This window comes from Bariatricus sp. SGI.161 (genome assembly GCF_050313695.1).
In the GTDB taxonomy this organism is placed as follows: Bacteria; Bacillota; Clostridia; order Lachnospirales; family Lachnospiraceae; genus JAFBIX01.
Window position 1 is genome coordinate 19,746 of record NZ_JBNPLX010000026.1, and the last position, 17,186, is coordinate 36,931.

The 17,186-nt window shown below is 54.0% G+C and carries 12 protein-coding genes and 3 pseudogenes; 4 read left to right on the plus strand and 11 right to left on the minus strand.

Features of this window, described 5'->3' with window-relative positions; genetic code table 11:
* Positions 1 to 42 precede the first annotated feature (42 nt).
* The 3 genes and pseudogenes from ACQRBH_RS13670 to ACQRBH_RS13680 all read left to right on the plus strand — a co-directional run bounded on the left by ACQRBH_RS13670 (position 43) and on the right by ACQRBH_RS13680 (position 2,035).
* Positions 43 to 372, plus strand: coding sequence for a plasmid mobilization protein (locus ACQRBH_RS13670; RefSeq protein WP_002566656.1), 330 nt, complete (start codon positions 43 to 45; stop codon positions 370 to 372).
* Positions 333 to 1,667: a relaxase/mobilization nuclease domain-containing protein gene (locus ACQRBH_RS13675; RefSeq protein WP_427762121.1), complete on the plus strand. Its 1,335-nt coding sequence runs from the start codon at positions 333 to 335 to the stop codon at positions 1,665 to 1,667. The genes ACQRBH_RS13670 and ACQRBH_RS13675 overlap by 40 nt, the downstream gene beginning before the upstream one ends.
* Positions 1,664 to 2,035, plus strand: a pseudogene (locus tag ACQRBH_RS13680) (cysteine-rich VLP protein). The gene ACQRBH_RS13675 and the pseudogene ACQRBH_RS13680 overlap by 4 nt, the downstream one beginning before the upstream one ends.
* A gap of 166 nt (positions 2,036 to 2,201) precedes the next feature.
* Here the strand turns inward: ACQRBH_RS13680 and ACQRBH_RS13685 are convergent.
* The 5 genes from ACQRBH_RS13685 to ACQRBH_RS13705 form a co-directional block, all read right to left on the minus strand.
* Positions 2,202 to 2,861 carry an ABC-2 transporter permease gene (locus tag ACQRBH_RS13685; RefSeq protein ID WP_427762124.1) on the minus strand — a complete coding sequence of 220 codons (660 nt, stop codon included), beginning with the start codon at positions 2,859 to 2,861 and terminating at the stop codon, positions 2,202 to 2,204.
* On the minus strand, positions 2,858 to 3,724 hold the full coding sequence (locus tag ACQRBH_RS13690) for an ABC transporter ATP-binding protein (RefSeq protein WP_427762125.1): 867 nt from the start codon (positions 3,722 to 3,724) through the stop codon (positions 2,858 to 2,860). The genes ACQRBH_RS13685 and ACQRBH_RS13690 overlap by 4 nt, the downstream gene beginning before the upstream one ends.
* Before the next feature lies 1 nt (position 3,725).
* Positions 3,726 to 4,103 carry a GntR family transcriptional regulator gene (locus ACQRBH_RS13695; RefSeq protein WP_349052439.1) on the minus strand — a complete coding sequence of 126 codons (378 nt, stop codon included), beginning with the start codon at positions 4,101 to 4,103 and terminating at the stop codon, positions 3,726 to 3,728.
* 178 nt (positions 4,104 to 4,281) lie between these two features.
* The gene (locus ACQRBH_RS13700) at positions 4,282 to 4,482 is read right to left on the minus strand and encodes a transposon-transfer assisting family protein (protein ID WP_167649740.1); all 201 of its coding nucleotides are present in this window, start codon (positions 4,480 to 4,482) and stop codon (positions 4,282 to 4,284) included.
* 3 nt (positions 4,483 to 4,485) lie between these two features.
* The gene (locus tag ACQRBH_RS13705; RefSeq protein ID WP_427762140.1) at positions 4,486 to 8,415 is read right to left on the minus strand and encodes an LPD25 domain-containing protein; all 3,930 of its coding nucleotides are present in this window, start codon (positions 8,413 to 8,415) and stop codon (positions 4,486 to 4,488) included.
* Between the two features lie 294 nt (positions 8,416 to 8,709).
* Here ACQRBH_RS13705 and ACQRBH_RS13710 point away from each other — a divergent pair, with 294 nt between their 5' ends.
* On the plus strand, positions 8,710 to 9,963 hold the full coding sequence (locus ACQRBH_RS13710; protein ID WP_427762127.1) for an IS110 family transposase: 1,254 nt from the start codon (positions 8,710 to 8,712) through the stop codon (positions 9,961 to 9,963).
* Between the two features lie 204 nt (positions 9,964 to 10,167).
* Here the strand turns inward: ACQRBH_RS13710 and ACQRBH_RS13715 are convergent, their stop codons facing one another.
* The 6 genes and pseudogenes from ACQRBH_RS13715 to ACQRBH_RS13740 form a co-directional block, all read right to left on the minus strand.
* Positions 10,168 to 12,249 (minus strand): DNA topoisomerase 3, encoded by a 2,082-nt coding sequence (locus ACQRBH_RS13715; protein ID WP_427762130.1) that lies wholly within the window; start codon positions 12,247 to 12,249, stop codon positions 10,168 to 10,170.
* Positions 12,246 to 12,815: pseudogene (locus ACQRBH_RS13720) on the minus strand (DUF4366 domain-containing protein); the annotation flags it as partial. The pseudogene ACQRBH_RS13720 and the gene ACQRBH_RS13715, both read right to left, overlap by 4 nt.
* A 135-nt stretch (positions 12,816 to 12,950) precedes the next feature.
* A pseudogene (locus ACQRBH_RS13725) lies at positions 12,951 to 13,487 on the minus strand (SH3 domain-containing protein); the annotation flags it as partial.
* Positions 13,456 to 13,707 carry a DUF4315 family protein gene (locus ACQRBH_RS13730; RefSeq protein WP_427762132.1) on the minus strand — a complete coding sequence of 84 codons (252 nt, stop codon included), beginning with the start codon at positions 13,705 to 13,707 and terminating at the stop codon, positions 13,456 to 13,458. The pseudogene ACQRBH_RS13725 and the gene ACQRBH_RS13730, both read right to left, overlap by 32 nt.
* A gap of 21 nt (positions 13,708 to 13,728) precedes the next feature.
* Positions 13,729 to 15,744 (minus strand): C40 family peptidase, encoded by a 2,016-nt coding sequence (locus ACQRBH_RS13735; protein WP_427762134.1) that lies wholly within the window; start codon positions 15,742 to 15,744, stop codon positions 13,729 to 13,731.
* A 31-nt stretch (positions 15,745 to 15,775) separates the two neighbouring features.
* The coding region (locus ACQRBH_RS13740; protein ID WP_427762137.1) for a VirB4-like conjugal transfer ATPase, CD1110 family at positions 15,776 to 17,186 on the minus strand (1,411 nt) is incomplete at its 5' end.

A 17,186-nucleotide genomic window follows, 5' to 3' on the forward strand; every position in this document is an offset into this window, starting at 1 on the left:
TTGGGGAAGTCCCCAAAACCCTGAATGAATGGAGGTGCGAAAGTGGCAAACCGAAAACGGAAGTTTGTGCTGCGCGTCCCGGTGACGCCGGAGGAACGGGCGCTGATCCAACAGAAGATGGCCCAGCTTGGCACAAAGAACTTTTCTGCCTACGCCCGGAAAATGCTGATCGACGGCTATATCGTCCATATCGACACCGGCCCTGTCCGGGCGCAGACCGCAGAGCTGCAAAAGATCGGCGTCAACATCAACCAGATTGCAAGGCGTATCAACAGTACCGGGACTGTGTACGCGCAGGACTTGGAGGACATCAAGGGGGCGCTGGCACAGATATGGCAGTTACAAAGATCCATCCTATCAAGTCAACGCTGAAAAAGGCGCTGGACTACATCGAGAACCCGGACAAGACCGATGAAAAGCTGTTCGTTTCTTCCTATGGCTGTTCCTATGAAACGGCGGATATTGAATTTCAAATGCTGTTAGATCAGGCGTACCAAAAGGGCAACAATCTGGCCCACCACCTGATACAAGCCTTTGAACCGGGGGAAACCACGGCGGAACAGGCCCATGAGATCGGGCGGCAGCTTGCCGATGAAGTGCTGCAAGGTAAATATCCCTATGTGATTACCACCCATATCGACAAGGGCCACCTGCATAACCACATCATTTTCTGCGCCGTGGATATGGCGAACCAGCGCAAGTACATTTCCAACCGCCAAAGCTACGCCTTTATCCGGCGCACCAGCGACCGGCTGTGCAAGGAACACGGCCTGTCTGCGGTAAAGCCCGGCAAAGACAAGGGCAAGACCTACGCCGAGTGGGACGCACAGAAAAAGGGCAAGAGCTGGAAAGCAAAACTGAAACTTGCCATCGACGCGGCCATTCCGCAGGCCAAAGACTTTGACGGCTTTTTGCGGCTCATGGAGGCGCAGGGCTATGAAGTCAAACAGGGCAAGTTTATTTCATTCCGCGCCCCCGGACAGGAACGCTTCACCCGCTGCAAGACCTTGGGGGAGGATTACACCGAGGAACGGATCACCCAGCGGATCAAGGGCATTGCCATTGACCGGGGGCCGCGCAGAAGAAGCGCCGGGGAAATCTCCCTGCGGATTGCCTTGGAGGACAGTATCAAGGCCCAGCAGTCGGCGGGCTATGCGCGGTGGGCGAAGCTGCACAACTTGAAGCAGGCCGCCAATTCCTTAAACTTCATCACAGAACACCAGATCGACAGCTACGAGGGCTTGGAAAGCAGGCTGGCCGAGATCAGCGCGGCAAACGACGCGGCGGCCTCCGCCCTGAAAGACGCAGAACGCCGCCTTGGGGATATGGCGCTGCTGATAAAAAACCTCTCTGCCTACAAACAGCTCCGGCCTGTGGCGCTGGAACTGCGAAATGCCAAAGACAAGGCCGCGTTCCGGCGGCAGCATGAAAGCCAACTGATCTTGTATGAGGCGGCGGCAAAGGCACTCAAAGAGGCCGGGGTCACAAAGCTCCCCAACCTGTACGCCCTCAAAACCGAGTATAAAAAGCTGGACGCAGAACGGGAACGGCTGTCCGCACAGTACAGCGAAGCGAAACAGAAATTGAAAGAATACGGCATTGTCAAACAGAATGTAGACAGCATTTTGCGGACAGCGCCGGGAAAGGAGCATACGCAGGAACGATGAACATACCGAGAATGAGTTACCCCCAATACCGCAAGGCCCGCAGGCTCACCCATGAGTGCTGCAACTACTGTAACGGAAACTGCCTCCTGCTGGACGATGGGGAGGAATGTGTCTGTGTGCAGAGTATTTCCTATTCGCTGCTGTGCCGGTAGTTCAAGGTGGCCGTCCTGCCGCTGGACGCGGCCCTATGCGCCGAGATCACCAAAAGCCGGGACGAGATCAAACGCTGCGCCGTCTGCGGGGCGGCGTTTACGCCGAACTCCAACCGGGCCAAATACTGCCCGGATTGCGCGGTGCAGGTACGCCGGAAGAAAGAGGCGGAACGCCAGCGGAAAAGATACCTCCTGTCTACGCATTTAGGGCGGTAAAAGTCCACGGGAATCAAGGGTTTTTCCACATGGTCGGTAGGCAGGTAGATAAAGTTATCCTGTTTCCCTCAAAACGGGGTTCTAAATGCGGGAAAATGGACAAAAAAGAAGCGCCGGACGCAGAGGCTTTGACACCTCCGCGCCCGGCGTTTTAGCATTTGTTTTTTCAAAACTCTTTTTGCTTGAAAATCCGGCATGAAAGATAGTATGATACTCCAAATGTAATAAATGAAATCAAAAGGATTGAAACCAAACTGATATAATAAATTAAGTCTGTTACACTGTCACCTCCAACGAGTAGATTAACTATCAAACTTAATCCCAAAATTGTCCCCACAGCTCCTAAAACGCTTATGATGGATATTACCTCTGTTTTTTCTGCACCCCATAAGCAAAATAAAGGAAATGCAATCACACCTATCAGCATTGCAAAAATACCACCGCCTAAAACTAAAGTTATGGCATCGCGGAAACCATAATAGAAATATTGGTTTCCATGCAGTAATACGGTAACTATTAGAGCAAAAGCAACCAGAACAGAACCTATTACACACAAAATGAAGTGACTGATATACTGGCTTTTTATGAGGTCTTTGCGGGTGACAGGTAGGGTAATCTTGTATTTTTCCCATTTAGATGCACTTTCTTTACGCAGACATGAAAGAGTAAGCACCGCTATAATGGGCGCAGCCAACAAAGAAAAAGCACTAAGCAATGTAGAATCTCCTGTTATCCACAGTAACACGCCACAGAGCAGAATACCGATAAGTGCAATCTTGATATTTTCAAGCATCCCATAGAAATTATTTCGTAATAGTCCTTTCATTCTTGATCCCCCTTTATCAGAATCAGCATAATATCATCAATAGTTGTATGGTCTATAACAACATCAGAATATTTTTTCTCTGCCGCTTTTTTATCCGCAACGAGAACATCAATTTGATAATCTCGTTTACGGTATGCAACAATATCCTTTATGTCCAGATTTGCAAACTGTTTTTCTCTGCAACGCAAAACAGCATAGTTATAAAGCAAGTTATCCTTTGTTTCTGTCAGAATAATCCTGCCATTATGGATAAATGTAATGTAGTCTGCAATTTTTTCTAAATCGCTGGTAATATGCGAAGATAATAAGATAGAATGTTCTGGCTTTTCTACAAAGTCAAGGAATGTCTCAAGCATTTCATCCCGCATAATAGGGTCAAGACCACTGGTTGCCTCGTCTAATATCAATAGTTTCGGATGATGTGCCAACGCCACAGCGATTGCCAATTTCATCGTCATTCCTTTTGAGTATTTCGCAATTTTCTGATTTTTGCTTAGCTTAAACAATTTCAAGTAATGCTCAAATAACGCATTATCCCAGTTCGTAAAAATTCCTTGCATAATACGGCAAAGCTGTTTTGCAGTTAAATATCCGGGGAAGTTATCGCCATCATAAACAACTCCGATATTTTCTCGAAGTTCTACATCACTGTCGTTCATTTCCTTTCCGAGTATTTGAACAATCCCGGAATCTCGAAAAAGCGTATTCAAAATACAGCCTATTGTCGTTGTTTTTCCTGCCCCATTTTCGCCTACAAAGCCCATAATGGAACCTGTTGGTACAGAAAAAGAAACATGATCCAGAACAAAATCCGAATTTTTATATGTCTTTGTTACTTGTTGTAATTTCAAAGCATAGTCCATATTATTCATCCTCCATATAAAACATCGTAAGTATTTCTTTTAGCTTATCTAATGAAATACCGCTTGTGCGTCCAATATCAGCAGCAATTTGCAAATGTTCCTCTGCAATTCGCTGCTGTTCTTCTTGATAAAATTCTTTATTTTGCGCCGATACAAAACTACCTCTGCCTACGGTTGTTTCTATAAAACCATCTCGTTGTAAATCCTCATAGGCCTTTTGGACTGTGATAACACTCACATGAATTGATTTTGCTAATGATCGCATGGAAGGAATTGCTTCTCCCGGCTGCAATTCACCACTCATTATCATTGCTTTTATCTGCGATGTGATTTGTTCATATATCGGCTTGTTGGCGTTATTGCTGATAATGATCTCCATAATCTATAACCTTTCATCGCTATAATGTACTTATTGTTCAAGTACATTATAGCAACTTCAATTTTCGCTGTCAATGCTTTTATGATTCTTATGAGTTGCTGTTGAACAGACATTATAGTTATCAAAAAAGAAATGCCGGACGCAGAGGCTTTGACAGCCCCCGCGCCCGGCGTTTTGCTTATTCGTCTGTGAAGTGGAACCGCTGCGCCGCAAAGTCGGCGTCGCTCATGGCGTCCAGCTTATCGGCGGTCTGGCAGGAAAGCGCCGCCATTTCCTTGTCCATGTCCGGCAAAGCTGCCCGGAGATTTGCCGCCGTCCTGCGGCGGTCGGCATTGTGGTACAGACAGATCAGGTTTTCTTCTTCCACGGTGAAATACATTCCTCATACCTCCATTTCTTTTGATTTTTCCCGCGCCGGGGGCCTCTTTTTCTGTTCCTCCTTGGCGGCGGCAAGCTGCGCCCGGATGGACGGTTTCTTTTGTTTCTGCGTTGTCTTTCGGGTCTGCTTGGGCTTTTTGGCCTCCGCCTTGGCTGCCTCGGCCACATCCAAAAGGGAAATCTGTTCCCCGGCTTTCGCCCTTGCTTCCAGTTCCTCCATAGACGGGGCGTTGTTCATCATGCCGTCGATCATGTTGTAGTTCTGTTCGGTGGACATTTCCGCCGTCTTGATATGGCTTTCTGGCTGGGCGGGGATGGCAAAGGCCCTTGTGCCGTTTGCCATAATAAGATACCTGCCGTCCTCCGACTGGTGGTGGAATCCATACCCGGCGGCCTCCATCTGTTCCCGGCTCCTGTCGGTCAGATAGAAACGGCCCCTCGGCGTCTGGATTTGTTCGCCGGTCATGCACACGTCCGGCGTGAGCTGCTTTTCCGGCTGGGCGAAAAACTCCGGCACCTGCCGGTAGTCGGCTCCCTCGTCCACATAATAGGCGGTCTGTTTCCCATCCTGCCGGAACACCACAATATCCCCCGTAGAGAGGGAATGTCCCTTGTAATCGGCGGGATGTTCTATGTTGAAGCGGCGGTAAATCTCGTCCAGCGTAGTGTCCTTGTCCAGCGGCGCGGTGTAGACAAGCTGGTAATTCTTCCTGTCCACCGAAAGCCCATCTGCCTGCAAGTCCTCATAGGAACGGTAGCGGAAGTCGCGTCCCTCCGGGCCGGGCGGCACTTGGTAGATGGAAAAGTTGGGCTGCGCCGGGGCCTCATAGTCAGAGGCAACATATTCCTCCACCGTCAGCCCGACAGCGGCGGCCTCCTGTTCCAGCTCTGCCTCGATCTGTTTTTTATAGTCCTGCAAGCTCTGGTCGAAATCGGCAAGCTGCGGCGGCTCCGGCAAGTGGTACTGGCCCTGATTGAGAAGCGGGCGGCACTCCTTTACATAGTCCAAAACCGCGTTGAAATAAGCGGTCTGTTCCGGCGTCAGGGTTTCCCCGGATCGTAGGGGACGCCGGGCCTCCTGCTCCATAGCTGCCAGATTGCAATGCAGCTCCATATACGGGACAAACTCATGCAGCAGCATATCCCGCTGGGCCTTGTCCGCCTCCCATGCCTCCGGCCCCTCATGGTGCAGCACATGGTTTTTCCAGCTTTCATCCTGCGCGTAGTATTCGTGATAGCCCCGGATATGCTGGATCAGGGAACCGTCCCCGTCGCCAAAGTCCTGCCGTCCCTCGTAGCTGTCCGGCTGGCCCTGCATGGTAAAGTCAATGCGGAACTTGGTCTTGTCGTACCAATGGCCCGTATAGCCCGGCTGCTCCCGTTCATGGCGTCTGGCGCTGTCCAGCTCCTTGAAAACGGCCTCGGCTTCATGCAGCGGCATTTGCTGGCCGTCTTTCAGATGGGGGCTTTCACTCCAAAGGATCGTGACAACCGGCTCCGCTGCCGGATTCTGCGCGATCTGCCGCTGGGCGTTGGCAACGGCAATCTCACTTTCGATCTCGCTTTTCACAAAAGAATCCATCTGGCCCTTTTGCAGCTCATAGCCCTGTTCACACAGGCGGTTGATAAGCCCGATCACCTTGTCAGTATCGCCCACGGCCTCGGCATAGGCCACGATCAACTGCCGTTCCTCGCTGCCCAGACGCGGGGCGTTTTTCTCTGCCAGCTCCATCAGGGCGGCGGCCCGGTCAGCCGGGGACGCCTCAGGCATGAACGGTTTCCCATTCAAAAGTCCGTCGATCCCGTTCCACGCCTGCGGCTGGGGAATGGCGTTGGTCTGTTCAGCGGCTTCCAGAAAATCATCCAGCCTGTCGCCGGTCAGGGGTTCCATTGCCCCAGCCGGTAGCTCATGGATGGCAAGGATTTCTTTTCCGGCTTCCGCAAGGGACAGGTCGGGATTATCAAGCTGGCCTCCGTCCAGTTCCTTGTAGTCGGGGTCGTACAGCGTGTAATCATAGCCGGTTTCCGATGTCTGGATATACAGGTAATCGCCGCTTTCCAGACGGTAGGCGGCCTCCTGCGGGACTTTGGCCTGTTCCAGTGTTCCATCCCCGGCAATGGTAAAGCCCTGCGCCTGCGCCGCTTCCTTGGTTCCCTGCGACACTTCGCCGGTGGATTTCAAATCCGCGTCAATGAGGGTTTGCAGCATGGTTTTTACGCTGTCGGTCATTTCCTGCTGTTGCTCCGGGGACAGCTTGGAAAATACGCTGTCCGGGTCTGGCTGCTCGGCGGCCTGTTCCAGCGGCGCGGCCTTCGGTTGTTCCTGCTGGGCCTGCCGCTGTTGCTGAAGCTGGGCAAGGTGGCCGTCAATGGTGCTAATCAGTTCATGGGCGGTGGCCCGGATGGTTTCAAGGGAGGCTTTCAGCTCTTTCAAGTCCTTGCCGGAACTCCAACCGGCCACATAGCCAAAGGAATAGTCGGAGGTGTCCAGCCCGTAGTGCTGGCAGACGGCATAGGCCACGCTTTCGGCCTGCACCTCGCGGGTGCGGCTGTCGGGGCGGTCGGCCTGCTCAATGGCCGGGGCTTCCGGGTCGATGGCGTGGAGCTTGGAATGGGCGATCTCATGGATGGCCGTCTTTAGGGTCTGTAATTCGCTCATGCCCTCCTGAATGGCGATCCGCTTTTCCGTCAGGTGGTAGTAGCCGTGGGAACCGCCCGGAATGTCCTCAAAACCAATGGGAACCGGGGAGGTCTGTTCCAGCGCCTTGAAAAACTCCCCGTAGCGTTCCACGCTGCCGGTCAGCTCTTCCACGCCGATAGAGGGCAGCGGTTCCCCCTCGGTCTGGCTCACATCAAAGACGGAAACGATCTTAAAGGCCGGAACCTGTATTTCCTGTATTTCGGTAACAGGCTTTCCGTCCTTTCCCATCACCGGCCTGCCCTGTGCGTCCAGCTTTTGCACTTCCTTTTTTGCCTTGAACGGGGCCGGGGCCAGTATCTTGATGGCCTTTTCGCCTTTCTTTACATTGCGGTGAAAATCGTCCCGCCACTTGTTGTAGCCCGCCACAAGCTGTCCGCCCTGCATGGCAATCAGGAGGGTGTTGTTGAAGCTGTAACTGTGGAACTTGGACATGGTGGTGAGATAGGCTTTGTAGCGTTCACTCTCGAAAAGCTCCTGTATGCCGGTTTCCAGCCGGTCGGTGATCTCTTTCATGCGCTCGGCGCTGTTCTGGCCGTTTAAGAGAATGGGGGTGACAGGCTGCGGGGCCTTTGCGGGGGCTGCCGCCTCCGGCTGCACTTTGCTTTCTTCCCGCAGAATTTCCGGCGCAGGATAGGCCATCACCCGGTATTCCTCCGGCACTGGCTGTCCCTCATGGACGCGCTGCCATTCGTCGCCGCTTTTTACCAGATAGCCATAATCGGTAAAAACACCATGCTCTGTGTTGGCAATATGCAGGCCAAAACGGGGCAGGAAAATCCCAGCTTTCCATTCCTCCGGCATATCCACCATGCCGGAACGGTTTAGATAGTAGTCGCCCAACTGTCCTGTGCCGGTGACATCCGGCAAATGCACATAAAAGTCCACATTTTCGGGATAGTCGATAATCTGGCCGATATTGTGAAAATCACTCTGCGGGCTTGTCAGGGCGGCGTTCAGCTCCGTAAGTTCGGTGGCGTCCAGCTTTTCCAATCTTGCGGCAAGGAAGTTCAGCTCATCCATGCCTGCGGACAGCACCATATCACGGGGCAGCTTAATAGGTCGCTTCTGTGGGCTTCTATACCCGTATAGAAAAAAGTCCTGTGGATTGTCGGTGCTGATTCCGATTTCCCGCAGGGCTGCTTGCAGTTTTTCGGTTGTGGTCGGCAGAGAAAACCATAGGCCCTCTTTGCCTTGCTCATAACGCTGTCGGTTATGAAGCAGTACAGAAAACACTTCGCTCATTGAATCGCTCCTATTACAATAAATTTGGACAGGAAAGCCGGGCAGCCAGTCCGGCTTTCCCTCCATCTCGTGCCTAAGCTACAATGAGAGGAGCAACTGGCTGACCTATCACTCCTTGGGCTTGCATGTCCGTGTGAAAGACTGTCAGCCATCCTCTTGTTGCAGCGTTCGATTTGAGCAGGTTGAGCCACCGGATGCCGGAGAGTTCGTGTCACGCAATAGATTGAATCGGCAGCGAGAAAAGATGGATTCCGGTTGCGGATTCTTTGTATTGGGGGAATGTGAATGAACTGCGTTGGCATCGATGTTTCCAAGGGGAAAAGCATGATCGCTGTCATGCGCCCCTTTGGAGAGGTAGTGGTCTCACCCTTTGAAGTGCGGCACACCGCCAGTGAACTGAACGAGCTGGCAAAGCTGCTCAAAAGTCTGGACGGCGAGACCCGTGTGGTAATGGAATCAACGGGTAATTACCATACACCGGTGGCTTGGCTGCTCCACGATGCAGGGCTTTATGTCTCCGTGGTCAATGCAATGCTGGTGCATGACTACGGGAACAACAGTTTAAGACGAGCCAAGACAGACAAGAAGGACGCTGTGAAACTGGCCAACTACGGGCTTGACCACTGGCTTACGCTGCCCAGGTATGTCCCGGAGGAAGATACCCGGCTACTTTTGAAAAACTGCTACCGCCAGTACCAGCAGTCTTCCAAGGTGCAGACTATGTTGAAAAACAGCCTGATTTCCTTGCTGGATGCCGTATTCCCGGAGGTCAATCGCCTATTCAGCAGTCTACCCCGTGCCGATGGTAGAGAGAAATGGGTAGATTTCGTCTCGGCCTTCTGGCATTGCCGGTGCGTTTCAGAGTTATCCCTGAAATCTTTTTCTACCAAATATCAGAAATGGTGTAGAAAACATGGATACAATTTCAGCCAAGAGAAGGCTCGCGAAATTCACGCCAAAGCAGGCAGCTGTATTGGCGTTATGCCCCAAAACGATACGACCAGACTCTTAGTAGAACAGGCAGTTATGCAACTTCAGACAACTTCTGCTGCGCTGGCCGCACTCAAACAGGAGATGCAGTCTTTAGCGGCTTCCTTGCCAGAATATCCTGTCGTCATGAAGATGTTCGGTGTGGGTCCCACACTCGGCCCGCAGCTTATGGCGGAAATTGGCGATGTGCGCCGGTTTCACTCCAAGAAGGCTTTGGTTGCCTTTGCCGGCATTGATGCCCCGCCTTGCCAGTCCGGCCAAATGGACATCCGCAGCCGCAGCATCTCTAAACGGGGTTCCGCCGCTCTGCGCAGAACTTTGTTCCTTGTTATGGGCGTTTATCTGCAAAGCGCCCCTTTGGACGAACCCGTGTACCAATTCATGGACAAAAAGCGTTCCGAAGGAAAGCCTTACAAGGTCTACATGATGGCTTCTGCCAACAAGTTCCTGCGTATCTATTACGCCTCGGTGACTGCTTATCTAAACACACTAGCGCAGATCCGATCTCATACTGAACACCTCTCTGGCCGACTGCCGTTTCAATTTTGAATCGCTTAGCGGTCTGGTTTTGTGTAGCCTTTTTCTCTAACTTAAAATTTTGAAATCCCTACTTGACTTTTATTAGCAGGTCTTTCACATAATATAAGGGTTTGGGGCTTCCCCAAAGAGAAAATCCCCGGCCCGGCAGGTGCGCCGGGTCAGGGATTTTGCCGGGAGTGTGGCTACACTCCCTATGCTTGCTACGTTAGTGTTTTAGCTTCTTTTCTCGATACGGTAGTTGACGTATTTCCCGCCCGTATCAGCTAAAAGCACCGTCCCGTCGTAGGTTTTCCCGGTCTTTGCGGAATAGAGGCCCTTTACCTTGGCCTTTCCGTCTTTGAGCAGCGCGGCGGCGATCTTCGGGGTGAACGCTTTCCTGCGTTCCTCAAAAAAGCGGTCATTTTTCCACATGACAAACTGGCAAGCCCGGTTTCCACAGTAGTAGTTTTTCCTGCCCTCGTAGACGGCCTCGCCGCAGCGGGGACACGTCCCGATTGCCACGCGCTCGGCCTGAAACAATTTCTGCTTATCCTCACTGATGCAGGAATAGGTTTTCACCAGCTCCCGCGTCATAGCCTCAATACCGGCCATAAACTCGTCGGGGTCAGCCTGCCCCTTGGCGATCTCGGCCAGACGGCTTTCCCATTCAGCGGTAAGCTGGGGAGAGGTCAAAGCCTCCGGCAACACCACGGCCAGATTGATGCCGTCCTTGGTGGGAATGAGCTGCTTGCCCTTTCTCTGGACAAAGCCCATCTGCACCAGCTTTTCCAGAATAGCGGCGCGGGTGGCCGGGGTTCCCAGCCCCTTGCGCTCGGCGTCCTCCGGAATATCCTCGGCCCCGGCCCGTTCCATAGCAGACAGCAGTGTATCTTCGGTATAGGGTTTGGGCGGCGTGGTGAAATGCTCCGTGACGGATGCAGCCACGTCCGAAAAGGTCTGGCCCTCTTTAAGCTCCGGCAGCTCCCGCACGGCCTCGGCGTCCTCGTCAGAATCGGTTTTCAGGGAGAAACGGAAACGACGGTCAATCTCTTTCCAGCCGGGGGAAAGAACGGTCTTGCCCTTGGCGATAAACTCTTTCCCGGCACAGGTGAATGTGGCGGTGACAGCCTCATACACATAAGGCCCGGCCACGACGCACAGCATCTTGCAGCAGATTAAGGACAGCAGTTTTCGTTCACTTTCGGCCAATCCGTCAAAACCCTGTTTCACAAATGCAGCGGTGGGGATGATGGCGTGGTGGTCGGACACCTTTTTGCTGTTCAGGATGCGGTCATACTGCGGGGAAATGTTCAGGCCCTTGGCGAAAGGCACCAGCCCCCAAAGGCCGGACACAAGGCTTTCGGCCACAGGCAGCATATCATCGGTGAGATATTGGCTGTCCGTTCTGGGATAGGTCAGCAGTTTCTTTTCATACAGCGTTTGTGCATAATCAAGGGTCTGCTTGGCGGTAAAGCCAAAGAGCCGGTTGGCCTCCCGCTGCAAGGTGGTCAGGTCATAGAGCTTGGGCGGCTGTTCCGTCTTTTTCTCCCGCGTCACGGAAGCACAAACGGCATGCGCTCCGGCACAAGCCGCCTTGACGGTGTTTGCTTCGGCAGCATCAGAAAAACGGCTGCTTACTGCGTCCGCGCCGCCTACACCGATATGGACGATGTGATATTTCTCTTTCTTGAAATTTGTGATCTTGGCGTCGCGCTCTACCAGCAGATTCAGGGTCGGGGTCTGGACACGGCCCACAGTCAGGGTCTTGTGGTACAGCACGGAGAAAAGCCGGGTGGCGTTGATGCCCACAAGCCAATCTGCCTTGGCCCGGCACAGGGCCGATTGATACAGCGGGTCATAGTCCGTTCCCGGTTTCAGGTGGGTAAAGCCGTCCCGGATGGCGCTGTCCTCCATGCTGGAAATCCAGAGGCGCTTGAACGGCTTTTTACAGCCTGCCATCTGGTAGACGAAACGGAAAATAAGTTCTCCCTCGCGCCCGGCGTCGGTGGCGCACACAAGGCCGGTCACGTCGGGGCGCTCCATCAGGGAGCGCAGAATGTCAAACTGCTGCTTTTTCTCGTCTGTGATGATGTACTGCCACGTTTCCGGGAGAATGGGTAAGTCCTCATAACGCCATTTCTTGAAACGCTCGTCATACCGGCCCGCATCGGCAAAGGACACCAGATGCCCGATGCACCAGCTCACCAGATAGCCGTTTCCCTGCAAATATCCGTCGTGCTTCTCCGTGGCCCCGATCACGCCCGCAATGCTGCGGGCGACACTCGTTTTTTCTGCAATTACCAACTGATAACTCATTCCTCGTCCTCCTGTTCATTTTCGGTTTCCGGCGCTTCGTCCTCCAAATCCTCGTCGTCGCCAAAATCATACTCGTCTAAATCGTCGCTGCCCTTGGTATCTGCCCTGGGTTTTTTGAACTTGAAGTAATACAGGGCTGCGCCGCCGCCAGCCAGTGCTACTACAAGAAACACGATCAGGCCGCCAGCGCCGGAACCGCTGTTTTTCGGTTCCTCCTGTGGGGCCTCGGTTTCCTGTGGCTGGGTTTCCTGCGGCTCCGGCCCGGTACACTCGCTCATGTTATTTTTACAAACCGGGCAATTCGTATTGACGGCCCCAGCCTTGCATTTGGTGGTACAGGTGCAGACAACAGCAGCCGTCCCCGTCTGGCCGTCCTCCATCAGCGCCAGCAGGTCGACTTCATCCACCTGATTTAAGAAATGGACGGTTTCTTTTCCCTCGTCGTCCCGGTCAATAATCAGGTAAAAGACGTTACCGGTCTTGGTTTCCACGGTGATAAACTGCTTGCCGCTTTGGGTGGTGCTGCCGATGTCGTCAATCAGCGTCAGGTTCCCGTCTGGGGTCAGGGCGGCGCTCCCGCCGCTGGTCTGGCTGCCGGTGAATAGCCCCAGCAGGGCGGCAAGTTCTTCTTCATCAAGGGAGAGGGTGAAGCTGCCCTCGCCGGTGTTTTCTGTCTTGGTGTCGCTAACGGTCAGGTAGTCGGAATGGACATAGCCAATGCGCTCCGGCAGAAGAATTTTCACCCAATCGCCGTCTGTGCTGATCACTTCCACCTGCGTTCCGTTGGGAAGTTGGGTGAACGCGGTCTTATCAAGTCCCGCGCCGGTGCGGACGTTCAGCTTTCCGCCGCCCGTAGTCACGGTGCCGGTCTGTGTGGTTTCCTCCGCGCCGCTGGTGGTGATCTGGATGCCGTCGTCCGTGGCAGTGATGCTTACCTTGGAGCCGAACAGAGAGGAAAGCAGGTCGGCGGCCTCCTTGCCGGTCAAGCGCTTGCTTTTATCATCCTCCGTTTTGCCTGCTGCTGCGGTATTCGTCTTATCGGGCTTCTCCGTGTCAGGCTCCACGCCGCCGGTTGCTTCGGCGGCAGCTTCCGGCAAAGGCTCCGGGGCCGGGTCGGCGCCGCCTGCAAAGGCGGTAACAGGAAAGACCGTGACGCAGAGCATCACGGCCAGAATTGCGGGCAGAATCCGGGAAATTCGTCTGGTTTTATTCTTCATGGGCAGTGTCCTCCTGTTCATGGTACGCTGTGACAGCAGGGGCGGCCTGCATTGCGCCGGAACGCAGGAACGCGGCAAATTCCTCCGGCTTCATGTTCATGCCGCGCACAAGCTGGATGATCTGCAAATTCTCCTGTTCGGTTTTCTGCGCTTCCAGCTCCCGAAGCTGTTTCTGATACTCCGCGATCTTGGACTTGGTTTTCTGGATGTCCTTTTCGATGCGGTCAAGTTTACTTGCCATAGTCAAAACTCCTTTCTGGCGTCAGGGCAGACGCCCGAAACTGTAAAAATGGGATTGCCAATAGTTTGAATTGAGATTTGTGTAGGAAATGGGGTCGCCGCAATGCAGCATCACCGAATTGCCCACATACAGGCCGACGTGGGACACGCCGGGGGTGTCATAAGTGCCGACAAAAAACACAAGGTCGCCGGGCTTGGCCTGCGAACTGGAAACAGGGGTACAGATGTTGTATAGGCCCTGCGCCCCCAGCCGTCCCACATTCCAGCCGGAATGATTGATGACCCATGAGATAAAGCCGCTGCAATCAAAGCTGGTGCTGGGGGAACTGCCGCCCCACACATAGGGATAGCCGATATACTTTTCGGCCTCTTTCAGCATGGCGGCAAATTGTTCATCCTCCAAAGCCTCCGGGGGAACGTCATAATAGGTCGGTTCTTTCAGGGTGGAGGCGTGGGGGTACTGGCTGCCGGAAAACAGGTCGGGCCGGTTGCCCAGCGTGGACATATACAGGGAATAGGCACTTAGGGTTTCCTCGTCCATGATGTAGACCGGCACATGGGACAGATTGAAGTTTTCCAGAGTCACGGTGCAGATGTAATAGTCATACGGTACTTCTACTTCATACTCGTATTCCTCGGTTGAGGTTTCGCCGGTGTCCGGGTCTGTGATCGTCCGCGTCCCTGTCCGGGTTTCCGTGCGGTAGCGCACCTCTTTGACAACGGTTTCCGTCAGGATGTATTGCTTGTCGAACAGCATTTGCAGGTCGCTTCGCACCTCTCCAATGGTAAACTGTCCGTCATGGAGCGCCGACAGAATGGAGATTAGCACATAGGGGTCATGCTCGATACTGTCAAGGTCAAAGTGGTACTCGTCATAGTCATGGGTGGCCTCGTAGTTGTCCAGATACGCTTGCAGCTCGGCTTCCAGTGTAGCGTAGGCATCCTCGGCGGCCAGCATGTCGCTGTCCTCGGAAAAGTAGGAGGACGCCGCAATGCCGCTTCCGGCGCTGCCGAACATGGCGGTGCAGGATTGCAGGCCGGTCAAAACCATCAGCAGCAAAAGCCCCAGCACCAGAACGGCCAGCGAACCTTTCCAGTGACGGGCCACAAAGGAGGCGGCTCGTTTGCTTTCCTCGGCGGCTGCCTTGGTCGCCTTGGTGGAGGATGCGGCTGTCTTGGCTGCGCCCTGTGCCGCCGCCCCTGCGGTCTGGCCCGCTGTCCGGGCAGCCTTGGCATACTGGCGCTTGATCTGCTGTTTTTGCCAGAACCGGGAAACGGGATTGGTGGCCGCCTGTGCGATCTCCGGGTTATCCCGCAAGGACTTCTGGTAAAAATACTCCGCGTTGGCGGCAAGGGCCTGACGCTCGGCTTTTTCTGCGGCCCAATAGGGTTTCAGCTTGTGGTGCCGGATGCTGCTGCGGATGGCCCGGCCAGCCTGACGCTCGGCAAGTTCTTCTCCCTTATGGCCGCCCTCCACACCCACGTTTTCATGCTCAACTTCGTGGATTTTGCCGTGGGCGAATAGCAGCGCCTCCGAAACGGGACGGCCTGCCGGGTTGGGCTTTAACTTGGGAGGCCCTTTGTCCTGCTGTTCAAAACGCAGGGCGCTCTTGGCCTTGCCGGTGGCCTCGTCATAGACCGTTTCTTTTACGACAACACGCTTTTTCGGAATGGCGTCACGGGCTGCATCCAGCTTGTCAGCTTTCTTATCTGCTTTGCGAATATAGGGCTGCAAATCCGGGTCGGCCCGTTCTTCCTCGGTCAGTTGGAGCCGGGAGGATGGCCGGTGCAGGGCGGCGTCCCCCTCGGCAGCGGTGGCCGCTGCCTGTTTTGCGGACTTTTTGGCCTTATGCCGGTCATGGGCATCGTCGGCCCGTTCCAGCAGCTTTTCCGCTGTACCGCCAGCCTCCGGGGTATAGTCCTGTTCGGCCTCCCGGCTGGAAATGTTCTCAACCTCGCCGGTGGCCTGATTTTCCAGCGTCAGTCCGTCGCGGGTCATGGCCTGTGTCACCTTGGGCTTTGCTTTCAGCTCTTTCAATGGCCGTCACCTCCTTTGCTGTGTTTTGGGGTCATTGGCTTACCACCTCGCTTAACCGGGTCGTCATAATCTTGTAAAGCTGGGTGTTGTGGGGGATTGGGTTTGTAAAGGGCAGCACCACATTTTCAAAGATCAAAAGGCCCTCGCCGGGTTCGGAATTGTCGATGTACTTCTGCTGGTCTGCCGACAGGTTGAGCCGTTCCGCAAGGATTTTTCTATCCCCGGACGCCTGATTGAGCAGAGTGATAAAATCGCTGTTTTCCAGAATGTTTTCGATCTCCGGGGAGGAAAGCAGGTCTTTCACGTTCTGCGTCGCGCCGGTTGGGATGCCGCCCCATTTTCTGAACCGCTTCCAGATTTCAGCAGAATAGGCCGCCGTCTGTTCCTCTTTCAGAAGCAAATGGAACTCGTCGGCAAAGTACCATGTGGCCTTGCCCTGGCTGCGGTTGGCGGTAACGCGGCCCCAAATCTGGTCTTGGACAATGAGCATCCCCAGCTTTTTGAGCTGCTTGCCCAATTCCTTGATGTCAAAGGCCACAAGCCGGTTGCCGATGTCCACGTTTGTACGATGATTAAAGACGTTCAGGGAGCCGGACACATACAGGTCAAGGGCCTGCGCCACACGGTCAGCCTCCGGGACGTGCTGATCTAACAACGCTTTGTGGAGGTCGGACAGAATTGGCATATTTTCCGGGCGGGGGTCTGCCAGATAGGGCCGGTAGATCACCCGCACGGCCCGGTCAATCACCGTCTTTTCAATGGGTTCCAGCCCGTTCTTGCCGCCCATGACCAGCTCGCAGAACGACAGCACAAAGTCGGATTTCAGGGCCAGCGGGTTATCGTCCTCGGAATAGTTCAGGTTGATGTCCAGCGGGTTCACATAGTCCCGGCTGGTGGGTGACAGCCGGATCACCTGTCCGTGGAGCCGCTTCACCAGCGGATAGTATTCGGACTCCGGGTCGGAGATAAAAATATCGTCAGGCGTCGTTAAGAACACACTGACGATCTCGGATTTACAGCTCATAGACTTGCCGCTGCCGGGGGTGCCTAATTTCAGGCCATTAGGACACCGGGCCTGTTTTCTGTCCAGCATAATCATGTTGTGGGACTTGGCGTTGACCCCGTAATACATGGCTGCGCCGCCCTGAAAAAGCTCCTGCGTCACAAACGGCACGAACACGGCCACGCTGGAAGTGGTAAGGCCCCGCTGAATTTTGATCTGGTTGACGCCCAGCGGCAGGCTGCTCACAAGGCCCTGTTCCTGCTGGTAGTCCAGACGGACAAGGGAACAGTTGTATTTCTGCGCCACACCGGCGGCCTGAAACACATCGTTGCTCAACTTCTGTTTGGTATCGGCCACGTTCAGCACAAGGAACGTCAGCATGAAAAGGCGCTCGTTTCTGGTTTGCAGCTTGGTAAGAAGTTTCTTTGCGTCCTCCCCG